Genomic DNA, 26,977 nt, shown 5'->3' with positions numbered 1-26,977 from the left:
GTGCAAAATAGCCATCTATCCGAAAAAAATTAGGATAGATGGCTATTCGTCGTGCGTACCAAGAAGGTGCGCCTATTTTATATTTCGGGCTTACAAACAACAAGAAGAGGTCTTAAATCTATAAAACAACACCTCCCTTATCTATCAAGCTATTGCTTACTAAATTTGGCACATTACTTAAGTTTCACTACCGAGATTTAGTAGGAAGGTCCTTCCAACTATCTTGAAAAAAAATATTATTTTTTGCAAAATAATTAAATCATCTATATTTGCCACATTTTTTAATCAAATCTTATTTTCAATTTTTCTCAGGAAAAAATAGAGCAGAAATGTTACTATTTAAAGGTTTGCTACTGCTTCCTTAAAGGGTGTATAAAATTTTCGCATTAAGTTTTATTATATCTGATTTCATAACATTAATTTTCTAATATAAAATATTTAACTTATAATGTTATAGTAGAATCCTAATTGAAATTTAATGAGGTATATCAGATGAATAAAAGAGAAAAATTATTGATTACAGCATTCTATTTAGCTAAGTTTGATAGGGTAGCCTATGCGAATCTTGGATATTCTAAAATTAATCAGGCACATGAAGAAATAGGTAGAAAACTAGGTTATAAGAGAAATAGTGTAAAGAATCGGCGAGATGATTTTGATCCGTTATTTGGACATCGAGCAGGTTGGCATCATGTAGAGTTAAGTAAAAGTAACTTAAAAATTGTTGATGCATTTGATCATTTGAGTGAGGAAGCACTAAGAGCTGTTGTCTTGGATTTATTAGATGAAGCATCATCAAGGGCAGTGCTTTTATTACCTGAAAATGTTCCTAAACAAACATCTACTTATACAACACGTGGTATAACGGGAAAAAAAGCTGAAGCATTTTTTATAAATTGGTTTGCTAAATATTATCCCCATGAAGTTTTGGTGGATACGGGTGATTTAGGATGTGGGTATGATTTTGAAGTTGAAAATTCTAGCCATGTATTTGAAATGAAAGGTTTATCGGGAGATAATGGTGGTGTATTGTTTACAGATAAAGAGTGGTCTATAGCAGCAGAAAAACAAGAAGATTATCACCTTGTATTAGTAAAAGAATGTTTTAGTAATGAGCCCATAGTAGAGGTTTATTCTAACCCTTATTGGAAATTTAATCCTAAGAAGCAGATTACCACTGTAATCAATGTTAATTGGGGTATTAGCATTAGTGATTTAAATTATACAGAGATAGATTAGGAAGCGAAAGTGCATGTGCATATTTACCGAGTCACTTCGTTTATTAACATGGGCATCTCATAAAGAGGCATCGAAGTTTTTGAAGAGGGTATTCGAGCACTCCAATATTTACAAACACAGTCTTCTCCAAAACCAATAAAAATTGAAGTGAAGGGTACAACATCAACAAGTACAAGCGCAGTCTATTCAATTTCTTGCCTTGAATTGGAATAATTTAAATGTGGCTAGTACGTGCATATGGTGTAGGCAAGAATCAAGGGATGAAAATAGAAAAAGATTATGATATTAGTAGTTACAACTCAGTAATTTATTGGCGCGTAAGTATGCATATATTCCATCAACAATTGATGTATATGGCACAAGTGTGGAGAACAATAAATGAGTTATAAAATTGCAAAAGATAAATAGGATTATACAATCATACTACTAATGCGCTTATTATGATTTAACAGTAAAACAAACTTGCTCCATTAATATGCTAAAATAAGTTTATCTATTTCGTAAGTAAGGTGGCATTAAGGTGAGCACAGTTGAAATTAATACATGGCCATTTAATGAAAAAAGCTTAAAAAGTATCAATAACAAAGAGAGCTATTTAAATTATCCAGTCATTTATCTTTTAAAGAATCAAAAAGAGGCGTATATCGGGGAAACCGTGGCTTTCAAAAATAGAATGCGTGCACATTTAAAAACAAATGAACGTCAGAGATTAGATGAGATGCATTTAATTCATCATGAAGAGTTTAATCGTTCTGCAACATTTCACTTAGAGACGAAACTTATTAATTATTTTCTGGGAGACCAGAAGTATAAGCTACAAAATAAGAGCCAAACAGTAAATAATATTTCACACAATTACTACAATAAAAAGTTCTATGACCGTGATATTTTTAAAGAAATTTGGCAACGGCTAGTAGATCAAGGGTTGGTTAATAATGAACAGCATGTAATTGAAAACCGCGATGTTTTTAAGCTATCACCTTTTAAAGAATTGTCAGTGGAACAATTAGAGTTAAAGGAAAAAGTTATTGAAATTTGCGAGCAAAATATTTCTCGTTCAGAGGAAGATAAGTCATTTTTATTCTTGATTCAAGGTGAAGCGGGAGCAGGTAAAAGTGTAGTATTAAGTTCTATATTTAATACTATACAAGAGCTGTCAACAGATATTACATCACAGTTATATGACTCAAAAAATTATTTAGTTGTTAATCATGATGAGATGCTCAAAACATATAAAAGCATGGCTTCTAAGTTAAAGTTTTTAAAAGCTAAAAATTTTGATAGACCAACACCTTTAATTAATCGTCTAAAAAAATCAGGTGAAAAAGCTGACATTATATTAGTGGATGAAGGACATTTATTGTTAACTAGGTCAGATACATATAATAATTTTACAGACAATAATCAGCTTGAAGAGCTTATGAAGTTGGCGAAAATAGTTGTAGTTGTTTATGATGAAAGCCAAGTATTGAAACTTAAAAGCTTTTGGAAGGAAGCTACTTTGGATGCTTTAATGCAACAAAGTGATTATGAAAAATACGAACTAAAAAATCAATTCCGCATGAGAGCAAACGAAGAGGTAATTGAATGGATTGATCATTTTAAAAATAAAAAGATTTCTCCTATTCCTAATGATAAAGAATTTGAGTTGAAGATATTTGATTCTTTACAAACGATGCATGATGCCATTATTGAAAAGAATAATGATTATGGTTTAAGTCGAGTTGTTTCAACATTTGATTATTTACATAAGAAAGATGGCGGGATCTATTATATATCGGAAGATAAGGGTAATTACAAAATTCCGTGGAACATAACCGATGGGAAATACACCTGGGCAGAAAAAGACTCTACTATAAAAGAAGCAGGCTCCATCTATACAATTCAGGGCTTTGATTTAAACTATGTTGGTGTAATTTTAGGACCATCTATAACATACGATAAGCAATCAGATTGTTTAGTTATAATACCTGAGAATTACAAAGATATAGGTGCATTTGCAGGAATTGAAGGTATAGAAAATGTTAAACAAGCAAAAGAAAAGATTATTCTAAATTCCATGAATGTGCTTATGAAACGGGGAATTGAAGGATTATATATTTATGCTAGTGATGAAGCACTAAGGAAAAGATTATTAGAACTTCAAATAGAAAGTTTGAAAAAGTAATCATCAATTTTAAAGGGACAATTAAAAAGCTCAATAGGTTTGGAGGAGATAACCATACTGTAAGCCCTGAATATAAAAAAATAAGCGCACTTTCTTGGTACGCACGACGAATAGCCATCTATCCTAATTTTTTCGGATAGATGGCTATTTTGCACATGTGACTTGGATTTTTCTCGACCAAGGCATGTAATTATTTAAAATCTTTGGTTGTTGGTGAATTGGTAAATTTGGCAATTCTGTCATTAACGTCACTAGATATTGATAGAAATCGATGCCATTTGCTTTTGCCGTTTCAGCCAAACTTAAACAGATCGCATTTGCTTTAGCGCCTGCTTCACTAACAGAGAAAAGCCAGTTCTTACGACCAATCACATTTGGACGAATCGCATTTTCAGCTGGATTATTATCGATTTCAACCCTACCGTCGAACAGAAAAGCTTTTAATCCGTGGATACGATTTAATGTGTATTCTGCGGCTTTGGCTAAGGCATTTTTTCCGAAGAAAGGTGATTGTCAACCCATTTTAGAAACTTCTCTACAATCGACTTTGAATGTTTTTGCCTTGATTTTCGGCGTTTACCTGGTGAAAGATGCTTGAATCGACGTTCTAGGTGATACAGTTAATCACAGTAGTCCACGCCAATTTGCCCGTTTTTGCTATCAGCTTTCAGCCAATAGCGCCGCACATGCGCCCAAAAGTTGGCGAACGTAACGTCAGGTAGATTCCCGTATGCAGAATAACCATCACAAATCACAGTTCCTTGAAAACCAGCTGTAAAATCTTCTAATACAGAACGGCTTCTTGATAAAGCGCTTCGAAAAAGAACGATGATCGGTCCTTGACTTGGCACGCTTCGGAATACCCAATTATAGGCGTTTGATTGGTCGGATTTTCCGTCTGAACGTTTGATTATTTGCGCATGGGTTTCATCTACATGCAGAACAGATTTTGCTGTTAATGTCTGCTTCAACTGTTCATAAACCGGTGGAAGCCAATCTTCAGCTGCACGGATCACCCAGTTCGATAAGTTCTTATCATTCGTAAGCAGGCCATATCGTTCCCACTCCTTTACCTGACGGTAAAGAGGCAAGTATTGAATGAACTTATCATAGATGAGTTTTGCTAGAACGGTAGGTCCCGCAATGCTTCGCTGAATGGTAGCTTGTGGGGCTTTCCCACGTTTCATTTGTGCTTTTTGTGTGGCATCCATTTTGCAGCGCTTGCACCCGTAGGTATGTTCAATATGCTGAATGCGCATCATTTTTGCCGGAATGAATTTTGCTTCTTCACGCGCAATAGTTATACCGGCTTCGGTCATTGGGCCAAGGCAACAGTCGCATTGTGTATCGGTGGGATGATGGTGAATTTCTTCTATTTCAATCCCATCATGAAAAGAATCATTCCGTTTTTTCTTATGTAATTTACGGTTAACAGTATAAGTAATCGTCGCTGTAGCTTTGTTCTTCTGTGTGCTCAGATTCGTTAAAAGACGAATCGTCATCGAATAAAGAGCCTTGCCCGTCTGGTGCTTGATACTTTGATTTTTCTGATTTAGAACCGTATAAAGCTTTTGTTAATTGGCGAACTTGTTCTGTTAACACTTCGATTTGTTTCAATGATTGATCCAACTTCTTTGTCAGTTCATTGTTTTGCTGATTTGAATGAGCTAATTGTTGCTCAAGTAATTGAATGAATCGTTCATTTTGGTCAGAAGAAGCTACCCAACGATGGATGTAGTCATATGATATAAAATTTGATTGTTGATATAATAGTCTTAATAATATCTTTTCTATAATTTTAAGGAGGAATATATATTTATGGAATTGATAAAATTCTTATTAGGAAATATTAAAAATAAAAAAATAGTAGTTTTATTGATTATGGGAGGAATTCTTTATTATATAAATCAAAACGCCCCATTTTTGTTCGATGAACTGATAGTTATTTTAAAAGATTCTATAACAATTTTTATTGATAATATAATTGTTTTTACATTTTTATTAGTTATAATATCTCTATTTATTATATTAATAAAGTATAGTAATCAGAAGCATGATGAGCTTAAATATAGAGATTTGGGGATGAAAATACATAGATCCGATACTGAAACTCCGTTCGGAGTTGAAATCTATGAAAATATAAGAATGTCAAAAAAAGATACATGGAGAGAAATTTTTTTTATCAACAATAGTGGGAACGATCTTGATCATGTAGAGGGGCAAATTGACTTTTATGATAAAAAGAAAAGGGTATTTTCTATTCCATTCACTATATATATATTAAAAAATGGATATGGTCATAAAATAATTAATCAGGAATTTAATCCATATATTGAAAGATGGGAGGAATATGATTTTTATATTAAATCCTCAAAATATGGGGAAGACTTCGTTAGTAATAAAAGGTTTTGTGGAAAAAAGTATACAAGGCTACCAGATCAAATTGAGTTAAAGAAATGGTATCAAAGTTTTGGGAGATATAATTTGAAATGGATATATGAACAGCTTTTTAATTTGTATCTTCATTTTAGATTTACTTTAAAAAATGAAGGGTTTTTAAAAAAACTTAAGCTATTAGTATTTTCTTTAATAGGACTTGGATTATTTGGTTTCATAATTTTTATCATAGTTGATTCAATTGGTATTCTCATAAAAATTATTAGTCATTGGTATAAGTCAATTAAGGAAATTTGGAGTTATTATCAATAAGATGATTGGAGTTATGAGAAGGTGAAACTTTCTTTTCACTAATAATTTTAAAGGGGGACTTAAATTGGCAAGAAAAGTTATATTGAGTAGAAAGGGATTTGATTCAAAATCAGGTGGGAAACCAAGTCCAATTTTAAATGGAAATCTAATTTCCCTTCCTATACCGCGTGCTGGATCAGGTGATTTCTATAGTGATTTAGCGATTTCACCTACAGAAAGTTATTTGGATGTTATGCAAGGGTTGGGGATAAAGCATCATTATGAAGGACACTTAGATCCCGATATTAGAAAATCAATTTTGCAAAATAGACCTGTTGAGTGGAGAGGACTATTTGGACAGAGCGGACCATCCGAAGGTTTATTAAATAAAATGAAAGTCGGTATAGGAGATATCTTTTTGTTTTTTGGTTGGTTTAAAGAAGCTAAAATTGTAGATGGAAAATGGAAGTACATACATAATGCCAAAAATATACATGCGATTTATGGCTACTTGGAAGTTGATGAAGTGTTCGATATTAAGAATGGTGAAGTCCTACCGTCTTGGGCGAATTACCATCAACATTTTAGAAATAGGGAAGAATATGGAACTAAGAGAAATGTGATTTATATGGCTACTGAATCCTTTACAGCCTCCTCAGAAAAATTAGGTTATGGTGTGTTCAAATATAACGAAGACCTTGTACTAACAAAGCAGGGTTCAAAAAAGAGATCTTTATGGGAACTACCCTCTTGTTTTCAAGAAGAGAAACAAAAGTTTAAATGCGGGCTAAGCGAATGGAATGTTAATAATGATGGATGTGTTGAGACACAACCATTGGGACAAGTTCAAGAGATATATGTGAGTGATAACCCGAAAGTTGTGGCCTGGGCTGAAAAACTAATTTCTAATTGCTCTGTTTATAAATAAATATATACAATACTGTTATAAACATAAGAATGCCAAAAGGAAGATTACATTGAAATGAAGAAAAATACAAAAGTTTTTTCTATAAATAATGGATCTACGTCAAGATTGTAGACACACTCAAGTTAATTTTTTGTGTTGCGCAACGTCCATTTTTGGAGTGTTCCACATCCCGAGTAGACCGTCAAAGTGAAAAGAGCCTTTGACCGCCTACTCGGGATGTAGAGCGGAAAATGCATGGAAGTTGCGCCCGAAATATGTGGTGGGGTAGATTTCTTCTTTGTACCCCCTTTACGCTGCTGCTCGGCACACTTTCTCATACGCATCGGGTGTAAAATAACCAATGCTACCGTGGATTCGCTTGCGATTGTACCAACCTTCGATGTACTTAAATAAAGCTACACGTGCGGTTTCAAAGTGGCTGTAGCGCGTTCGGTATACTTCTTCTTTTTTGAGTGTTGCGTGAAATGATTCGATGCACGCATTGTCATATGGGCAACCTTTTCGACTGAATGATGGGACCATTTCGTATTTCTGTAAGCGCTCGCCAAAAGCTTCACTTGTATATTGAGAACCTAAATCCGTGTGTATAATGAGTCCTGGCGCTGGATTTTGCGCAACTACTGCGTTATCAAGTGCTTCTAAGACTAGGTCAACCGTCATTTTACGACCAAATTTATATCCAACAATTTTCTTTGTATGACAATCTAATACCGACGCCAAATAATACCAACCATCATTTACTGTGTGGATATACGTAATATCTGCCACCCATTTTTCATTGATGTTTTCGGTTGTAAAGTCTTGTCCCAACACGTTTTCACGCTCTTCAACTGGTTTCTGCGTTGGCGTCGGACGGTACTTTTTTGTAATGTTTGAACGAATGCCTGCTTTTCTCATAATTCGTTGAACGCGATCAATACTGCCTGTATAGCCTTCTTGTTTAAGGATTTGAAATATTTTCGGTGCACCATAACGGCCGTCACTTTCCTTATGAATAACGCGAATACGAGCGAGTAGCTTTTCATTGGCGACATGATAGCTGTTCGGCTTTTTGTGAAATGATTGATAATACGTACTTTTAGGTATTTTTAAAATGCGACACATCAATTGAACGGGTTGATGCTCGCTTTCTTTTGTAATGTGGTCGATCAGTTCTTGGTCTTCTATTTTTGCGCGAATATGGTCATAGCCTTTTTTAGGATATCTACCTCTTGTTTTAAGCGAAGGTTTTCCTTCTGGATAGCAGCTACTTCAGCTGCAGTTAACTCACCAGTTCCTTCAATTGGAGAATGGAGTTTAATCCATTTATAAATTGTGACTTCTGACACACCATATTCGCTAGCTAGTTGATTGACCGGTGTACCCGAACGATAAAGTTCGACTACTGTTTGTTTGAATTCTTTATTGTACTTTTTTTGACTCATGGTCGGACACGTCCTCTCTTATATTCAATTCTATTGATTTAACCAAGGTATGTCCACTTATCTATAATACATCCATAAAATACTCTTACTACCAGGTTTAGTTTTAACTTATTAAATATAATAGTTTAGTTTTAACTTATTAAATATAATAGTTTAGTTTTAACTTATTAAATATAATAGTTTAGTTTTTTTAATTAGTGACTATATGAAAATGTGTAAGTTCAAAAAGCACGAGTATAAGTCGAAACTCTTTGCTCATGCCTTTAATATTATTAAATTAATAATTAAAATGTTAACTATTCCATAGTTTATTTCTATAATGAATATGTGCTTTTCCGCTAAAAGCTCTTAGTACAGTTAATGAATATTAAAGGAAATAAATTAGTTTTTTCCCTTTAAATAATCTCATTTCTATTCTTCTTCCAAGTTTGCATCGTAATCTAATATTATGGAGTTAATATTATTATTTCCATTAAGTGAATTAGTTCTAATATTCTTTTCAAATAAGATTGGATCTAAGTCAAGATTCCGGACAACACAAAAGTTAAGTTTTTATTTTGTGGCAACCACCATTTATGGAGTGTTCCACATCCCGTGTAGTTAGTCAAAGTGAAAAGAGCCTTTGACAGATTGCACGGGATGTAGAGCGAGAAATCCATGGAGGTTGCGCACAAAATATGAAGGGGAAAATGGCTTGAACACCAAAGTTTCACTACAGCTCGACACATACTTTAGCATTCATCAGGCGTTAGAAAGCCTATGGCACCGTGAATTCGTTTGCAATTGTACCAACCTTCAATATATTTAAATAGTGCAACTCTAGCTGTTTCATAATTTTCATAGCGTGTTCGATATCCTTCTTCTTTTTTCAATGTCGCATGAAAAGAGGTCATAGCCTTTTTTAAAATTTCAATCTCCTGCTTTAATCGAAGATTTTCTTTTTGAATCGAAGAAACTTCCGCTGCGGTTAATTCTTCTGCATCTTCGATTGGAGAATGTATTTTAATCCATTTATAAATAGTTACATCAGAAACAGCATATTCGCTAGATAATTGATTGACCAGAGTACCGGCGTTATAAAGTTCCACTAAAGTTTGTTTGAATTCTTTATTGTATTGTTTTTGACTCATAAAAAAGACACGTCCTCTTTTGGTTATAATAATACTTATCTAACCAAAATCTTCCATGACTTCGTTCTACATGCAGTTCGTTAGTAAATTATGAATGTTCACTAATTTCTAATATCAATTTGCAACCATGAACAATTTTTACTAATACTTGAGAGAATATTACTCTATGCCTTTAGATTGTTCAAAATCTAGTATTATAGTTTACAAATTATGTAATCATTTTGGTATAATTAACCTTAACCTTCTATAAATTAACTAGAAAAATTTTATTTAAAGGTATCTTTCAAAATGAAAGTAAAATTTTTAAGTCCATATCTTTCTGTGCAGATTGATTTAATGTTAAAAATGCAGTCAGAAAATCCAACAGAAGCAATTGAGAAAGCTAAGGAATGGTTGAGAGCTGTTATAAAATAAATTATTCTTTATGAAAATGGAGTAGAGTGGGAAAAGAGCTAGGATGTCGACCAATTGACTAATGAAATTTCTCAGGCTAATGCTCAAAATAATATTAATAAATGGGTTGTGATTAAAATGAATAAATTAAAAGTACTTAATGTAGAACAGGGCGATTCATTAATTCTTTCTATTGATGAACATTGCAAATATAGTGAGCGTGATATCTTTATAGATTTAGGTAATGGTCGATATGACGTTTCAAGAGTCAGTAATCCTAATTATAAGAAAATATTACTCTTATCTCATGCTCATGAAGATCATATTGGGGGACTATCATTATTTATTAATTCTTTAAACACTAACAATTCTAATTTAGAAGAAATCTGGATGCCATTGTTTTTTAATGAAGTATCTATTATTACAGAAAAAATATTAAGTCTTAAGGGAATTCAAAATGTATCTCATATGAACGGTTCATTATTGAGTGCAAAAAATACTGCTTCTTCATTTTACTTATTAAAAAAACTTTCTAAAACAACTTCAATTAAGATGGAAGGAGTTTATAAAGGTAGAAGTAAATGCGAATGCGCCCATATTAAGATTTTCCAACCAACTTTAGATCCAGCGTTAATATTAGGATTAAGTAATAATGAGATAGAAAGTTATATTGAAAAACTTGAGACAACTAATTATGATGAATTTTACAAATGGTTCACCGAATCTGATGCAAAAGAGGTAATTAACTTTCTACAAGGCAATCAATATAATAATAATGACATGGAATATGGATGGAGTGTATATTCAAATCCTGTTATTAATGAAGATTTATTAAATATTACATCTAAATTTTCATATGGTTTATTTTTAAAACTAAGAAAATTTATTAATGAGTTTGTTGAGAAGCCTACTAATATCTCCTTCAACAAATTGTATAATTCACTAAAAGAGTCCAGTAATAATTGTAGTATTGTTTTTAAATATATAAATGATGATTTGGATGTACTTTTTACTGGAGATATAGGTAAGCATATTCTAGATTACTTATCTATGAACAATAATGATTTAATGGCGAAAATTTTAAAAGTACCGCATCATGGGAGTAAATATAACTTAAATAAAAGAACATTAAAAAGAATAAATCCGAGTTATGCAATTATTAGTCATGGAAATGGGAAATTTGGAAGACAAATAGATCCGCATCCAAATATAGAAGTTATTCGCATGTTAGATGATTTAAAGGTTAAAAGTTTATACACAAATGATGTTGAAAAGAATAACAAAATAATTATAAATAGACCTAATAAGATAGATGTTTGGCCAAAAGTCGAGTACTATGATAAGAAATACTTAAAAAACTAAACATTAATTAATCTGTTAATGCTTGGGAGTTATGCATGTGTTTTAAAGATAATGATTATTCAAAAGCAAAAGCTTTCAAGAGTTGAAAGTGTTAAATTATTTGTAGATTTCTTGATTTAAGAGTTAAAGCCATACATGCTTTAGAAATGGAACTAACTGTAAATTATTTTCTAGGTAACGATGATTTATATACAATTGGTAATGGTATATTTAAATTTGACAAACAAATGAAGAGGTTTTATTAAAGGCATGGAATGCAGCATGGGACTTATTCTTTTTGAGACTTTTACAGAGAACATACAGTGACTATAGTTTCTTAAATATCATAAAACCCAAATTAGTTACAGAAGATAAAAATCTCATAGGTATGGCTAAATTAATTTCATTAGAAAGTTCAATAATAGAAAATAACCGCTTTATACCAATATTATCATTTGATGAAACACTTATTAAAAAAGATTTTAGAGATGTAGTTGAAAAAATAAATCTTAAAATCAAAAATAGTTTTTTGGAACGAAATATGCTAGAAAAAATATTAAAGATAAGGACAGTATCTAATTGAAAAAGTAAAAGTTTTAGAAGCTGAATTATTAAATTGCTGTATGTAAGAATAAATGAAGACATCAAAATAAGCTGAGTTCGCTTACATATATTTTTTTTAGCTACATAACATACGGTGTATATGCTAACTACAATAATAGGGTATAGTAAAGTAATCAGAACTAACTAATTTTTAATATGATCAAAAAATATTTTTAATTCTTTCATAATCGATTAATCCTTATTAATTGAGTTTAATTAAATGTCTCCGTAAGCAATTTTAGTAAACCTTATTAATTCCTTTTTAAGAGCTATTTTTGACCCTCGAAAAGGCCCTGCAAACGTTTACTTAATAAGGTTTGTCTGTTTTATAGACTGAACAACCGCCATCACCATAAATTGGAAAAATGGTTTCAAAAAGTGCCGTGTTTCTTGAGATATCAAGGGTTTGGCACTTTTTTTGTTGCCTAAAAAAATTTAGTATTATTCAATCTCGAAATTTATAGGGCTGTAAAATTTCATTACATAGACTAGCTTGCACAAGCCCCTCTCTATTGGTGCGGGGGTAAGATATAAGGAGAGTATTGATCCTCATAGTTATAATATATAATGTAACTGAGGAAAAATCCTCAAGACCCGTTTAATCGTTTCTGATAACGATTGTGATTATAAAAATCAATACTCGTTTTAACGCCTCATATGAATCGTACTTATGTAAATAATACTTTTCTACACTTCAATGTGCCCCAGAAGACCATTAAGGTTAACCTTTCTTAAAGATAATCTTTCTAGAATTATTGCACAACGGACAGGCTCTTAGTAAAGTGAATAGAAAGTAGTTCACCTTGAGAATAGCTTTAATGTAGAAAAAATAGTTAATGAAAAATGGAGCAAGTGACTATTGCTCCAGTGTGTGAATGTAGAGTAAGCCGTAACTTCATTAGCGTCACTTGAACAAATAGAAGAAGGAGGATAAACAACAATGATACAGTTACATATTGAAAGTCAGAAAAACCCAGAGATTTATCGAAAGTTATTATTACCGAAGAACAGTAGTTTTTCCTTGCTAGATGAAATGATATTACTAAGCTTTGATTTGGATGGGGCGGACTATTTTAATTTTGAAATGGTTAAAAAAGATGGACGGGTATGTAAAGAAAAGATTTGTTTTTTACCTAAAAATGCTACGGATTTCGATACAGATGAAGAGTTGGTTGACGAATGGCTTCGAAAATCCGGTGATGAAGCCATTGCCCATATAATTGATAATAGTGAATCGTTTATTATTCGATTAGAGAACAATGGGGATTTACCGACGAACTCTGAAACTCTTTTATGTATTGCGGGAGCAGGTAATATTCATACGGGTAACATGGACAAGATTGATTTGGAGGAAATTAATGAACGGATAAGGGAGGATGAAGAGGCAAATAGTTTACTAGAAAACCTAGAGCCAGATTATCTTACTTTATTGGAGCTTACCAATTACCTGAAAAAACTAAAGCCATGGCAATATTTTAGTGATGATGAAGTGGTTGGCATTCATTTTGCAGATGTAGATTACAAAGTACTTGTTTCTGTTATGGGAGCGGGTGGTGAAGAGTTTGGGTTAATGATTTTTGACACGGAGCTTGGCTATCATAGCTTAGCTAACATTCTTTATGAGAAAAATTTATCGAGCGATTTCTCGTATGGTTTAAATGCTTTAACTGTGAATTTTGTGGATAGGGAAGAGTTAGACCAAGCAGATTATCTATTAATTAAAGATAATGGACTGTCGTATAGAGGGAAGAAGAACTGGATTCAGTTCCGTAGCTATCTGGAGGGAACGCATCCTGAAAGACCAGATTATTTAGAGGTAGTGCTATTAATTGATGTTATAAGTAGGATGATTAATATTACAGAAGCTCGGAAGGATGGCTGGGAATATCCGCAGCTAGCTGCACATCAATATCCAATGTTTAAAGTGCAAATGGATGGTGAGTTACAAGAGATCTATATTTTGCAAATAAATATGCCCAAGCCAACGTTTGAGTGCTATGAGGAAATTTCGATGTTTGAAAAAGCCAAATATAAGAAAAAGCCTAAAAGCGCGTTACAAGTAGAATATGATGTATTTTACATGCCTTTTGGCGTAGAATCGGAAGAAACGAGCCGCACTGTTTATCCGCTTGCTGGTATGCTTGTTGAACGTGGAAGCAATTTGATTATTGAACATGAATTGTTCCCGATGCCTAAAACGCCACCAATTGCACAAGGTGTGTTATGGGCATTTTTACAGGGCTTAGAGGTAAGACCAAGTAAAATATTTGTCTCTAAAGAGTTAAGACCGATGCTTCAGCCACTTGCAAAAATTGTCGGGGTAGAGCTTGTAGAGAGTGAACTTCCTGGCATTCGAGAAGTTAGAGAATTTATGAAAGACATGTCAATGGATTTAATTGAAGAATAGCGCAAATATTTTCTGAACATTATATAGAAAATCCACTTTTAATTGAGATATTCATATATATAACTGATTTATTAATTAATTTCGTATGTAATATTTAGCAGACAAATGCTTATATAAAAGCATTTGTCAGCTATTTTATAAAGATATTTTAGATATTCTTAAATCATACATAATATTGTCCCGAAACCTGTAACGAGAGCAATAAATAAAGCATACTAAATGGTAGAGATTCAGATTAACTCGAATTTACTAAGAATTAAACCAAACATTAGTTATAAACCTTGATTGTTTTTGATTTGAATATATACAGTATTGAAATGATCCAAATTAGAAATCCGCAAAACAGCATCATATGCGAAATTGAAAAGTTTATGAATAGTGATAATGAAACAAATGCATAGGACAGTGGGACTAATCCATTAGATGAAGCATTGACAATACTCATCACACGCCCTATTTTATCTTCGTGGCTTTTCTCTTGAATGGATGATATTAATAAAACATTAATCACCGAGGAGAATATCCCCATAACTAATAATAAAATTACGCCTTGCCATACAGAGTTGATCTGACCTAATGCAGCTAAGGCTATGCCTAGAAGGCTAATCAGAATAAGTATGACCAACCCTTTTCTTTTAGTAACGTTTAGCATACCAATTAATATAGCACCTACCAACATGCCAATTTCATATGATCCCTGAAGCATGCTAAGGTCGATAGCTTCGCCAAATAGAACATTATTAACTAGTAGAGGTATGCCAATCATCAAAGGGCCAAAAAAGAAAAAATTAATAATTATTAAAATAATGATCAAATTTTTTAAAAAAGGCATGTTCCAAACATATTTAAAGCCTTCTTTTAACTCTAATTTAGTAGAGGTACGGTGTTTATTATTTATAGTAGCTTCAGGTTCTTTTTCTCTAATAAACGATGAAAATATAAATGTGATAAATAGGAAAACTGCTACTATAAAAAAAAGAACTTTGAAGGAAGCAGAAAGTGTTATGATTAGCCCACCAATCATAGGGCCTGAAAACATTGCAATTTGGTTAGAACTCTGAATGAACGAATTAGCTCTTGTGAGTAAATTTTTTGAAACTACTATAGGTAATAGAGAGGAATTAGCTGGAGAAAAGAAAGCATCAACGCACCCAAAAAGTACTGCAAAACAAATTAAAGGCCATATTTGTAACCAGCTTAATTGTAAAAATAACAACATGATAAGAACTAAAATACATCTTATTAAACTTGAAAATGTCATTATCCTTGAACGTTTTATTCTGTCTGCCCATACTCCACCAATTGTCATTAAAAATATTCTAGGAATCATTGTAACCATCAATACAATCCCTAATACAGCCTCTTGTTTTAATACCCTTACGATGTACCATTGTTCAGCAAAAAGATAAGTTGATAGCGCAAGAAAAGAAAAAGTACTTGAAAGCCAAAGAAAAAGGAAAGATCTATTAAGAAGTAAACGTTCATTAGGATTTATAGAATCTTTATGTTTTACTATTTTTTTAGGGATTAATGATGTACCTTTACTTTCCATACTAACACCTCTGTAAGTCTATGATTTTTCAGAAAAAACAAATTCGTCAATTTTAAAGGCCGTAATCATGACATAATAATTATTATTTTTTTCAGTTTTTTCGTTATCCGTTACAAGCTCCTCTACCAATTCTCTATACTTCCTTGTAAACTCCAAAAATTTTTCCTTAGTTACGGATACTTCACTTTGTAATGATAAACTATCCCAGTTTTCAACTTCTGAAGAATTGATTTCAAATGATGAATTAGGAGCTGTTAATACTCGAGTTTTTGCTCGATTTAATACTTCTAAATAAGATTGTCGAGTGGCTTCTTGAGATTCTACGAAATTCAAAAGATGATCTGCCGGAATGAAGCCTCTTGCAACTGCCCCGTAATATTTTAGAAGGTTCCCTCCTTGTTCGACTTTTTTTACTAATTGAATAAAATCATGTTTTTCAAGTTCGCGTAAATGATATAGGATTTTTGCGCGCGTTAAGTTTAATTCTTCAGCCAGTTGGTGACATGTGTAAGGTCGCTCTACTAAGTACATAAGTATTTTTGTGCGTAAGGGGTCACTTATTGCTTTCAATTGTTCATATGTTTGGATTGTTTTAATAGTTTTCATTTAAAATCCCCTCTTTAACCGGTTAATTTTATTTAACTATACTACCAAAAAAAAGAAATTATGTAAATCTCAACACATTTCACATTTCGCAATATTGTAAATCTTGATAGGTAAATATGTAATCATTGGTAACATATGGATTGACAAATGTAAAAATATGTATCATAGTGGAGTTGTATTAATTGTAATCTCCTATAAATTGTTAATTTTTGATGTTTTTGTGTTTATTATTACCATTTATTCTATTTTGAAAGGGAGAGAAAATATTGACTAAAACGTTAAATGAATTTCAATTTCCGGAATTGTCTGCCAATTTCATTGCTGATTTTAGTTCTAAAGAGAGAATTTTGATAAGTAAGGAGGAGGTAGATGCTACTGTTATTCTAACTGCTTGGATTGCTTTGATTTACAGATATACAAAACAAAAGGATATAGTTATTGTATGTGAAAATGAAAACAACGTTACTGAATTTTCATTAATAAAAATAACTATCGAAAAGGTTATGTCGATTAAGGATATTTTTAATAAAATAACTAGTGATTCAATGAATAATAAAACGGACATATCTAAAGAGAACTTTCTAAGAAAAATGGAAAAGGAAGAAAGTTATTTTGTAGGGTTCTTCCAAAAGGAACACTTGATACAAGCGAAAAAATTCTTTTATTTAACTTATGAAGGGCCGTATTTATATAGTAATTTTATTAGAGAAGGTTATGTAAAACAAATATCAAGTCATTTGACTGAGTTGATAAAAAATTTTGAATTAAATAAAACTATTCCTATAGATAAAGTAGATTTTTTAACAGAAGAAGAACGTAATGATATTTTTATTAAATTTAATAACACTTACAAAAATTATGAAAAAGCAAGCATTCATTCTTTATTTGAAAAACAAGCTGCAAAAACACCTAATTTGATTGCTGCAAAATACGAAGGAAAAACATTAACATATAAAGAGTTAAATGAAAAGTCTAATCAGCTGGCAAGATACCTTAAAAAAAATGGGGTTGGAATTGGTGATTTTGTTGCGATAAGTCTTGATAGATCTCTTGAAATGATGATAGGTCTACTTTCTATCCTAAAGGCCGGAGCTGTCTATGTACCCGTCGACCCTAGCCTACCAGAAACTAAAATTAACTATATATTAGATGATACAGAAGCTTCAATTATTTTAGTAAATAAAACGTGGAAATATAATTATTTAGAGATTAATGCTCTATGTATTGACACTATAAATTACAGGGATGAGTCAATCTCCAATCTAGATTTACAAATAAATAGTGAAGATTTAATGTATGTTATTTACACATCCGGTTCCACTGGAAATCCTAAAGGAGTAATGGTTCATCATGGTGCGGTAGCAAACAGGTTAATATGGATGGGCGAATATTATGAAATTGATTCTAAAGATATTATTTTACAAAAAACGCCATTCAGTTTTGATGTATCAGTTTGGGAATTATTTTTACCTTTAATAACTGGGGCAAGAGTTGTCTTCGCAAAACCTGAAGGTCATAAAGATAGTCAATATTTAATAAATACGATTAAAACGGAAGCTGTTACAACTGTACATTTTGTACCCTCCATGCTGAATGCATTCTTAGAAAACGAAGAAGTTGGAACGTGTCTAACTTTAAAAAGAGTGTTTTGTAGTGGAGAGGAATTAACAAAAAATCAACAAAGGAAATTCCATCACCTGCTAAATAGTGAACTCCATAATCTTTATGGACCTACTGAAGCAGCTATAGATGTAACTCATTGGACTTGTCATAGTAACGATAATTATAACTATGTGCCTATTGGTAACCCAATAAGCAACATGCAAACATTAATATTAAATTCAGAGCTTACTCCGGAACCAAAAGGTGTAGCAGGGGAGCTTTATTTAGCTGGGGATGGATTAGCAAAGGGATACTTAAACAAACAAGAACTTACTGCTAAATCTTTTATTGAAAATCCATTCTCTGTTATATCGTCAAAGAAATTATATAAAACAGGAGACTTAGCACGGATAACTCTAGAAAATCATATAGAATATATCGGAAGAAATGATAGGCAAGTGAAGATAAGAGGAAATCGAATTGAGTTAACAGAAATTGAAATAGCTCTAAGAAATATTCCTGATATTCAAGATGCTGTAGTTATGACAAAAGAGAGTAATAGCGGAAAAAAATTAGTTGCACACATATTAAAAAATAAAAAAGCTCACTTGAATTCTGAATTTATTAGAAATCAATTAAAACAGTCTCTTGCTCAATATATGGTCCCTTCTTTTTTTAATATTTTAGATGAATGGCCTAAAACCCATAATGGCAAATTAGACAGGAAAAAATTGATGAATTCTAGTCCTGTTTCTAATGAACAGCACAAGGAAACACATTCTGAGACACTTTCAAAAGATGAAGTCCTTTGTCATATATGGAGTGAAGTATTAGATATACCAAAAGTAAATATAGAAGATGATTTCTTTGAATTGGGCGGAGATTCTATTTTGGCCTTGCTTATAGTTGCCAAGGCTAAAAAAGAAGAAATTCACCTTGAATTGAATGATTTACTAGAGAAAAGAACTATAAAAAATATAGACACTAGCAAAAAAACTATAAACTTTGTGATTAGTCAAAATCAAATTACTGGGGAGATACTTAAAACTCCAATTCAAAATTGGTTCTTTAATAAGAAATTGAAAACACCAGAGCATTGGAATATGTCCTTAATATTAGATACGCCGTCTCCTATAAACATGGAAATATTAGAAAAATCTTTACAGAAAATTATACATCATCATGATGTTCTTCGAGCTAGGTTTTACAAACGAAAAGAAGCGTACATTCCAAAAATAGAAGAAAAAATTGATTTATTATTTGAAGTAAAAGATTATGTAAAATTAACTATTAATGAGCAAAACGAAGAAATACAAAAGGATATCAATGAAGTTCAATCTAGTCTAAATTTAGAACAAAATTTACTAAAAGCATTATTTATAAAATTATCACCTACTCAGCCTAATAAATTAGTGTTAGTATTTCACCATTTAATTATGGATGGAGTATCTTGGAGAATTTTCATAGAAGATTTAACTCAAGTTTATAATCAATTAATGAATGATCAAGAAGTGGTCTTACCAGCAAAAACAACGTCATACAAAGAATGGGCTAAGAAACAACAAGACTTTTTCCACGAGCAAAAGTTAAATATAGATAAATATTATTGGACTGAAAAGTTTGTTGCTAACGAAATGTATATTCCATTAACCTCCAATGAAGGAACGAAGAAACGAGCAGAAGTACTTGTAAAATTAAGTCCTATCTCCACTCGTAAACTTTTAAAAGATTCATTAAGGACTGGGCAATTTAAAATAAACGAAATATTATTAACACCGTTATATTTGGCTTTAAATAGTTGGAATAAAGATAAGCATTTTCTTATAGATCTAGAGGGACATGGAAGAGAGAATATCGATGGTACTGTCGATTTATCTAGAACGATTGGCTGGTTTACAAGCATTTTCCCTGTTAGTTTTACAATAAATAATTTAGAAAATAAATCGAATATTGATGTATTAACCATAATAAGTGATAAGTTAAACGAAATACCACATAAAGGTGTGGGATTCGGTATTTTAAGAGATTTCTCAGATGAATATACGCAGTCACTGCTTAAGACCTTAACTAAACCAAAAATTAAATTTAATTATTTAGGACAATTTGATAATCAGAACAATAAATCAATTTTCAAAATTAATAACGATTTTTCTTTAAATGATACAAATTTAAATGAAAATAGTGACTATATTTTAGATGTAGTGGCTAAGGTTATTAATGGTTGTTTGGAAGTTAGCTTTGAATATTACGAACATAATCTTGAGAAAAATATAATTGAAAACATTGCGAATAGTTATCTGGATGAACTTAACAAATTACTATATGATTTGTCAAAAAAACAAGAAATAGAGAAAATAAAAGATTCTAATTTAAAAGAAGAAGACTTAAATAAAATTTATAGTTTATATAAATAAAGGAGTGTTTTCATGGAAAATATAGAATCAATATCAAAATTGTCTTCAGTTCAAGAAGGCATGCTATTTCATACTATTTATGAACCCGAAAAAAAGTATTATATCGTGCAAAAAATACTTGATTTTGAGGGGAAGTTAAATATACATGCATTAAAAGAAAGTATTATCGCGGTTCAAGAAAAACATGATATTTTAAGGAGTACTTTTCAATGGGATAGACTTTCAGAACCTTTAAGAATTACTCATAAAAAAATTAAGATAGCTTGGAAAGAGCACTTTTTAACAGAAGAGATGAATCTTAATTCAATAGAAGAAATTCTCAATAATGACATATTTGAAATTTCAGACTTGAGTAAAGAACCACCCTTAAGATGGTCACTTATTCATATGGATGACAATAAATATAAATTTGTTTTTACTCATCATCATATTATTTTAGATGGTTGGAGTTTAGAATTGCTATTTGAAGAAATAATGGACAACTATAACCTATTAAAAAGTGACAGAAAATTAAATAATATCATTGGAGAATCTTTTAATGAATATGTTGATTGGTTAAATCAAAAAGACTTATTAGCAGATGAACTTTTTTGGAAAGAAAATTTAAGAGGATTTGATACGCCAACTCCTATTCAATTTTTTTATAATCATGAAACAAGGGAAAATGTCGGGAAAAATGAAAAAGTATTAACGGTAAGCAAAGAGTTAGTTGAACGTATTGAAAACGTTGGTAAAAAAAATCACCTTGCAGTTAACTCAATTCTTCAAGGAGCATGGGGGTTATTACTTCATAATTATACTAGTGCTGAAGAAGTGGTTTTTGGTTCTACTTTTTCTGGAAGACCAGCTGACCTTGATGGATTTGAACATAGAATAGGTATGTTTATAAATACATTACCAATTAGGGTGGATTTTAAGGAACAGAGAACACTGAAATATTTAAAGAATATTCAAAGTTTATCACATAGTATTCAACAGCATCAGCATATATCCCCCATATCCTTAAAACAACTTAGTGAAATAAACCAAAAAGAGAATTTGTTTAATAGCATATTAGTTTTTGAAAAATACCCCAAACTGTCTAAAGGAGATTGGGAGGAACTAGTAGTTCTGAATGATGAGACAAGAGAAAATTCTCATTACCCAATATCAATGATTGTTACCCCTGACAAAAATAATAATTGGTATTTAAAAATTAAGTACGATAGTTACTATTTATCAGATCAGAATGCTCAACGATTATTACAACATTATCAAACGCTAATACTTAGTATAATCAGTAATCTTGATAAAAATTTAGAAGAATGTAGTTATATGTCTCATGACGAATTACTTTATATTATAAATGATTTGAGTAGAGGAAAAGATAGTAAAAAAGATATCCAACACATTTATGAGCTTTTTAAGGAGAACGTTTATAAAAAACCTAATGCATACGCAGTGGTTGATGGGAATTCAAAGTATACCTATCAACAGCTATTTGATAAAACAAATACTATTGCGGCAACGCTAAAGGAAAAAGGGATAAACTTTGGAGATGTGATAGGTATTTATATGGACAGGGAAATAAATTTACTAAGTGGTATATTGGCCATATGGAAATTAGGAGCATCCTTTGTTCCAATTGATACTGTTCTAGGAAAGGAAAGAATTCGTTACATTTTAGAAGATGCCCAAATACAGACAGTAATAATAGGTGATAACGGTTTATATGAAGATTTATCAGATATAAATGTCCATATCTATTCTATTAATGAATTATTATCAACAGAAATAATGAATGAGCATAATGACAATGAAAAAATAACGCTGCAAAATATGGCTTATACAATTTATACCTCAGGATCTACAGGACAACCAAAAGGTGTGATGATTAGTCATGAAAATTTTGGTAACTATATTCAACATGCAGTGATTGATTATTATAACGAAGGAGAAGGTGCTATTCTCCATAGTTCCATAGGGTTTGATTTAACTCTTACAAGTCTTCTAGTTCCTTTAGCTCAAGGGAAAACGGTATTCATTAGTCCATCTAAGGAAATTAATAATTTAAGCAAACAAATTAATATTAGGAAAGTAAGTTTCACTAAATTAACACCTTCACATTTAAAAATGCTTGAGTACGACCTAGATATTAACGAAGTATCCCATTATTGTGATAAATGGATTTTAGGTGGAGAAGCTTTAACTTACGAGATGATTAAGCCATGGTTGCAAGCATCTTCAAACACTACGTTCATTAATGAGTATGGGCCTACTGAGGCGACTGTTGGATGCACTACGTATGAAGTGAAAAAGGACTACAATAATCGACAAGATAGCATAATACCAATTGGAAAACCTATTAATAATACCCAAGTTTATATACTAAATAATTATATGCGTCCTGTCCCTGTAGGGGTATTAGGGGAGATATACATTGCAGGTAAAGGTGTTGCCAAAGGGTATCTAAATAAGCCCCAACTCACTAAAGAGAAATTTCTAGATAACCCATTTTCTAATGATAACCAAAAAATATATAAAACGGGTGATATTGGTTATTATTTAGACGATGGAAATATGGTGTACGTTGGGAGAAATGATGACCAAATAAAAGTTAGGGGGCATAGAATTGAACCTATAGAGATAGAGAAAGTGTTTATTGAATTTGCAGGAATGAGCGAAGCAAAAGTTATTTCCTCAAAAGACAATTTAAATAGTGACCGTTTAATAGCATACGTTGTTGATAAGAGTACTGATAAAACTAAAAATCTAAAAAGTATTTTAAGAAAACATCTTCCGGAGTATATGGTACCAAGTAAAATTATTCGATTAGAATTTTTACCACTAACAGTAAATCTAAAAGTAGATATAAAAAAATTACCAGACCCTAATTGGAATTATGAAGAATCTGAAGTGGCTGCTGCGACAACAGTGTTGGAAGAAAATGTATTGAAAATATGGAGAACTGTGCTTGATATTGAATATATTGGTGTGCATGATGATTATTTTGATATAGGCGGTCACTCTTTATTAGCTATAAAAGTTATTGCTGCATTAAGAGAACAATTAAATATTAACTTAAAGGTGAGCGATATATTTAAATATCCAACCGTTTCTAAATTGTGTATGTATATTGAAAATTCTGAATTCAGACAATCTGAGTTTGAAAATACAAGTATTAAACCTATACGTAAAAAAAGAGTTAAGAGATAGGAGGAATATAAAATGGATAATATAGTGTCATCTAACCTACCTTATATACCTAATGAGGAAGATTATATTGCAAAAGCATCATTTTCCCAACAGAGAATGTGGTTTCTTTATCAAACATTCGAGAAAAAAGAGGCATATCATATCCCATTTGTAATTAAATTACCAAATGGTTTTAGAAAAGATTATTTAGAAAAAGCATTTAATGACATTATTTTACGCCATGATATCTTTAGGACTACATTTGAAATTGATAATGAAGAGTTAATTCAAGTAGTTCATCCTTACTCTTATTATACTATCGAGACAGTAGAATACTTAGATATTAACAATAAAAATATGGAATCCATAGTATTTGACTTCTCAAATATAGAATTTGATTTAGAAAATGGTCCATGCTTTAGAGCAAAAATAGTTAATCTTAGCGATGGACAAAATATGATGATTTTAGTTTTTCATCATATAATTTTTGATGGACATTCTTTGAAAATATTTTATAAGGAACTTCTAAAAAGATATGAAGCGTTATTAAATTGTCAGCTACCACCATTTTACGAGCTAAAAATACAATATGGGGATTACTCAGAATGGCAAAATGAATGGATTACTTCCGCTGGTGCTCAGCGGCAAATGGAATTTTGGAAAAGTAAAACCAATATTATAGGGACAGAAATAAAGCTTCCCACTACCTTAGAAAAAAAATCGAATGATGGAGTAGTAAAGAGAAAGATTTCAAATGAAGTTTTGGATGATATTGACTTATTCTGCAGAGGTTTCGGTATTACGCGATATATGTTTATGCTTACTTCATTCATTGTTCTTATTCAACGATATACTAGAAATGAAAATATGATTGTTGGGATGCCTATAGCTAACCGGGATAAATTAGAGACAGAGGAACTAATAGGCTTATTATTAAATACAACTGTTTTACACGTTCAAATTGATGAGGGAATGACTTTTGAAGAGATATTGGAGATTGTCAAAAATAATTTAATAGAAGTATATGATAATTCGAGCATTCCATTCGAGAAAATTATGGAATATTCAAAGAACAAAGAGTTATCGAAAGAAAATCCGTTTGATATTTTTATTAATTATGAGATGACTGATATAGAAAGCAATCAAGAGTTTGAATTAATTCAATTTGATGAGACTAATGCAAAATTTCCTATTTCTTTTTACATTGAAGATGGTTTAAATGACATGAAATTAAGAATTTCTTATCAATCTAATAAGTATTCAGCCAGCATGATCGGAATTTTGTTACAGCAACTTGAAAATTTAATAAAAGATTTTTTAAAAAATCCAACTATGAAAATATATGAATATCGCTTAGTAAGTGAAGAAGATAACAATGTATTACCTGATCCAACAGTGAAACTACAGGAACCTTGTCAAAAACTATTACCCCAATTATTATATGAAACTTTTAAACAAAACAGTGATTTTATAGCTATTAGTCAAGGAGATAAACAATGGACCTATAGGAAATTATACGAAAACGTTTCATTTATACAAACGGAAATTGCTGCCTCTAAATTAAAAAAAGGTACAGTTATCGCGGTATATGGAGAAAGATCAATGGAATATATATGCACTATGCTAGCAATTATGTGTTCAGGTATGGTATTTGTTCCTATTGATAAAAAACTGCCAATCAAAAAAAGAGAAGAAATTTTCTCTCAGATAGGTATTAAAAATATTTTTTATACAAATGACAGTTGTAAAATTAGCGGGGAAACTTTTCATCACGAATTTACTGCAAACGAAATTATCCAAAGAAATTCACATAACAAAAATCTAAATAAGGGAAAACTAGAATACTTAGAAATCAATCCAGAGGATGCAGCCTATATCTATTTCACCTCAGGCACCACAGGTAAACCAAAGGGAATAATCGGAAAGCACAAAAGTTTAGCACACTTTTTAAACTGGCAAGTTACAGAATTTAATGTAAAAAGAGGGGATAGAGCCGCACAGTTAACGAATGTTTCTTTTGATGTTTTTTTAAGAGACAGTTTATTACCTTTAGTATGTGGCGGAGAATTATGTATCCCTGATGATATTAATAATATGAGTGGGGAATACTTAATAAACTGGCTTATAGAAAATAAAATTACTATCATTCATTCGGTTCCCTCGCTTGCTAATTCTTGGATACCCAAAAATGAAACATATGATTTACAAGATTTAAGATTAATATTTTTTGCAGGTGAACCATTAACTAACCAGATAATTTATACACTTAGAAATAACCTTTCCTATTCAGGGGAAATCATAAATTTTTATGGTCCTTCAGAAACTACCTTAGCTAAAAGCTTTTATAAAGTTCCTATTGTGACAAAACACGCTGTTCAACCTATCGGATTTCCTATAAAAAACACTCAATTATTAATATTAAAAAATAGACAATTAATGTGTGGTATTGGGGAAATTGGAGAAATCGTAATTAGAACACCTTTTCTTACTAAAGGATACATTGATAAAGAAGCTTTTAAATTAAATCCTCTTACTAATCATGACGACGATTATATATATTATACAGGAGATATAGGGAGATATAGCCAAGACGGATCTATTGAAATTTTAGGAAGAATCGATGATCAAATAAAGATTAATGGAATTAGAGTTGAACTTGCAGAAATATCAAATATAATCATGGGCCATCCTGTAATAGATGAAGCAATCGTAATTAAAAAAGAGAAAAAATCCAGAAATTATTTAGTAGCGTATTTTGTGAAAAATTCAAATGTATCAATTTCAGAAATAAAAGATTATTGTAGAAAATACTTGTCAAGCTCTTTAATACCGTCAGTGTTTATTGAGTTAGATAAATTACCATTAAATAAAAATGGAAAAATTGATAAGAGTTTGTTACCAGAGCCTAAAGAAATCGATTCTAATACTCAAAACTATATACCTCCTATAACTTTTAATGAAAATAAATTGTGTAATATATTGGAATCTATTTTGTCAGTAACCGATATTGGTTTGAATGATGATTTCTTTGAACTTGGTGGCCATTCTTTATTAATTACTCAACTAATTAGTAGAATTTCAAATGAGTTTAATGTTAAGCCGACAATGAAGGATATTTTTAATAATTCTCGCATTAGTGAAATGATTTTAATCATTGAAAGTTTATTAAAGCAACCAGAAAATCAATTGAATTCTAATTTAGATATCAATGAATATTATGAAATGGATACGAATTTTGATATAGAAGAATTATCTATTGAAGAAATGGAACTTTTGTTAGAACAAATGCTACTAAGAGAGGATTGAACC

Annotated in this window: 16 protein-coding genes and 1 pseudogene; 12 read left to right on the top strand and 5 right to left on the bottom strand. The window is 31.2% G+C overall.

Annotated features, from left to right (window positions below):
* Positions 1 to 492: 492 nt before the first annotated feature.
* The 3 genes from ACIQ7N_RS21360 (at position 493) to ACIQ7N_RS21350 (ending at position 3,406) form a co-directional block, all read left to right on the top strand.
* A complete protein-coding gene (locus ACIQ7N_RS21360; RefSeq protein WP_402936020.1) occupies positions 493 to 1,239 on the top strand; it encodes a protein NO VEIN domain-containing protein in 747 nt (248 codons plus the stop codon).
* Positions 1,240 to 1,457: 218 nt separating this feature from the next.
* Positions 1,458 to 1,628: a hypothetical protein gene (locus ACIQ7N_RS21355; RefSeq protein WP_402936019.1), complete on the top strand. Its 171-nt coding sequence runs from the start codon at positions 1,458 to 1,460 to the stop codon at positions 1,626 to 1,628.
* A 131-nt stretch (positions 1,629 to 1,759) separates the two neighbouring features.
* The gene (locus tag ACIQ7N_RS21350) at positions 1,760 to 3,406 is read left to right on the top strand and encodes a DUF2075 domain-containing protein (RefSeq protein ID WP_402936017.1); all 1,647 of its coding nucleotides are present in this window, start codon (positions 1,760 to 1,762) and stop codon (positions 3,404 to 3,406) included.
* A 144-nt stretch (positions 3,407 to 3,550) separates the two neighbouring features.
* Here the strand turns inward: ACIQ7N_RS21350 and tnpC are convergent.
* Positions 3,551 to 5,140, bottom strand: a pseudogene (gene tnpC, locus ACIQ7N_RS23705) (IS66 family transposase).
* An 84-nt stretch (positions 5,141 to 5,224) separates the two neighbouring features.
* On the opposite strand from tnpC, the gene ACIQ7N_RS21325 reads away from it, so the two are divergent.
* Positions 5,225 to 6,115, top strand: coding sequence for a hypothetical protein (locus ACIQ7N_RS21325; protein WP_402936011.1), 891 nt, complete (start codon positions 5,225 to 5,227; stop codon positions 6,113 to 6,115).
* A gap of 64 nt (positions 6,116 to 6,179) precedes the next feature.
* Positions 6,180 to 7,022 carry an Nmad3 family putative nucleotide modification protein gene (locus tag ACIQ7N_RS21320; RefSeq protein ID WP_402936009.1) on the top strand — a complete coding sequence of 281 codons (843 nt, stop codon included), beginning with the start codon at positions 6,180 to 6,182 and terminating at the stop codon, positions 7,020 to 7,022.
* A gap of 288 nt (positions 7,023 to 7,310) precedes the next feature.
* Here the strand turns inward: ACIQ7N_RS21320 and ACIQ7N_RS21315 are convergent.
* Positions 7,311 to 8,446 (bottom strand): IS3 family transposase gene (locus ACIQ7N_RS21315; protein WP_402936007.1). Its coding sequence is split into 2 segments (ribosomal slippage): positions 7,311 to 8,221 and positions 8,221 to 8,446, totalling 1,137 coding nucleotides; the frame shifts between segments, so codons are not numbered across the junction.
* A gap of 731 nt (positions 8,447 to 9,177) precedes the next feature.
* Positions 9,178 to 9,576, bottom strand: a complete 399-nt coding sequence (locus tag ACIQ7N_RS21310; RefSeq protein WP_402936005.1) for a transposase — start codon at positions 9,574 to 9,576, stop codon at positions 9,178 to 9,180.
* 288 nt (positions 9,577 to 9,864) lie between these two features.
* Between ACIQ7N_RS21310 and ACIQ7N_RS21305 the strand changes: the two genes are divergently transcribed.
* From ACIQ7N_RS21305 to ACIQ7N_RS21290, 4 genes are all read left to right on the top strand, one after another.
* Positions 9,865 to 9,990 (top strand): hypothetical protein, encoded by a 126-nt coding sequence (locus tag ACIQ7N_RS21305; RefSeq protein WP_402936003.1) that lies wholly within the window; start codon positions 9,865 to 9,867, stop codon positions 9,988 to 9,990.
* Positions 9,991 to 10,044: 54 nt separating this feature from the next.
* On the top strand, positions 10,045 to 11,331 hold the full coding sequence (locus ACIQ7N_RS21300) for a ComEC/Rec2 family competence protein (RefSeq protein WP_402936001.1): 1,287 nt from the start codon (positions 10,045 to 10,047) through the stop codon (positions 11,329 to 11,331).
* Between the two features lie 277 nt (positions 11,332 to 11,608).
* Entirely contained in the window at positions 11,609 to 11,893 is a 285-nt protein-coding gene (locus tag ACIQ7N_RS21295) for a hypothetical protein (protein WP_402935999.1), read from the top strand.
* Positions 11,894 to 12,853: 960 nt separating this feature from the next.
* Positions 12,854 to 14,320 carry a DUF7309 domain-containing protein gene (locus ACIQ7N_RS21290; RefSeq protein ID WP_402935998.1) on the top strand — a complete coding sequence of 489 codons (1,467 nt, stop codon included), beginning with the start codon at positions 12,854 to 12,856 and terminating at the stop codon, positions 14,318 to 14,320.
* Positions 14,321 to 14,588: 268 nt separating this feature from the next.
* Here ACIQ7N_RS21290 and ACIQ7N_RS21285 read toward each other — a convergent pair whose 3' ends face one another.
* Together ACIQ7N_RS21285 and ACIQ7N_RS21280 are read right to left on the bottom strand one after the other, a co-directional pair.
* Complete coding sequence (locus ACIQ7N_RS21285) at positions 14,589 to 15,872, bottom strand: MFS transporter (RefSeq protein ID WP_402935996.1); 1,284 nt, start codon at positions 15,870 to 15,872, stop codon at positions 14,589 to 14,591.
* 18 nt (positions 15,873 to 15,890) lie between these two features.
* Positions 15,891 to 16,478 carry an ArsR/SmtB family transcription factor gene (locus ACIQ7N_RS21280; protein WP_402935994.1) on the bottom strand — a complete coding sequence of 196 codons (588 nt, stop codon included), beginning with the start codon at positions 16,476 to 16,478 and terminating at the stop codon, positions 15,891 to 15,893.
* A 266-nt stretch (positions 16,479 to 16,744) separates the two neighbouring features.
* Here ACIQ7N_RS21280 and ACIQ7N_RS21275 point away from each other — a divergent pair, with 266 nt between their 5' ends.
* From ACIQ7N_RS21275 to ACIQ7N_RS21265, 3 genes are read left to right on the top strand one after another with little or no spacing between them, the layout of a single operon-like run.
* On the top strand, positions 16,745 to 20,494 hold the full coding sequence (locus ACIQ7N_RS21275) for an amino acid adenylation domain-containing protein (RefSeq protein ID WP_402935992.1): 3,750 nt from the start codon (positions 16,745 to 16,747) through the stop codon (positions 20,492 to 20,494).
* Between the two features lie 12 nt (positions 20,495 to 20,506).
* Positions 20,507 to 23,689 carry an amino acid adenylation domain-containing protein gene (locus tag ACIQ7N_RS21270; protein WP_402935990.1) on the top strand — a complete coding sequence of 1,061 codons (3,183 nt, stop codon included), beginning with the start codon at positions 20,507 to 20,509 and terminating at the stop codon, positions 23,687 to 23,689.
* A 12-nt stretch (positions 23,690 to 23,701) separates the two neighbouring features.
* Positions 23,702 to 26,974, top strand: coding sequence for a non-ribosomal peptide synthetase (locus ACIQ7N_RS21265; protein WP_402935988.1), 3,273 nt, complete (start codon positions 23,702 to 23,704; stop codon positions 26,972 to 26,974).
* The last annotated feature ends 3 nt before the right edge of the window (positions 26,975 to 26,977 follow it).

The organism is Lysinibacillus sp. NPDC095746 (assembly GCF_044763535.1).
GTDB lineage: Bacteria > Bacillota > Bacilli > Bacillales_A > Planococcaceae > Lysinibacillus.
This window is presented reverse-complemented; position numbering and strand designations above follow the sequence as displayed.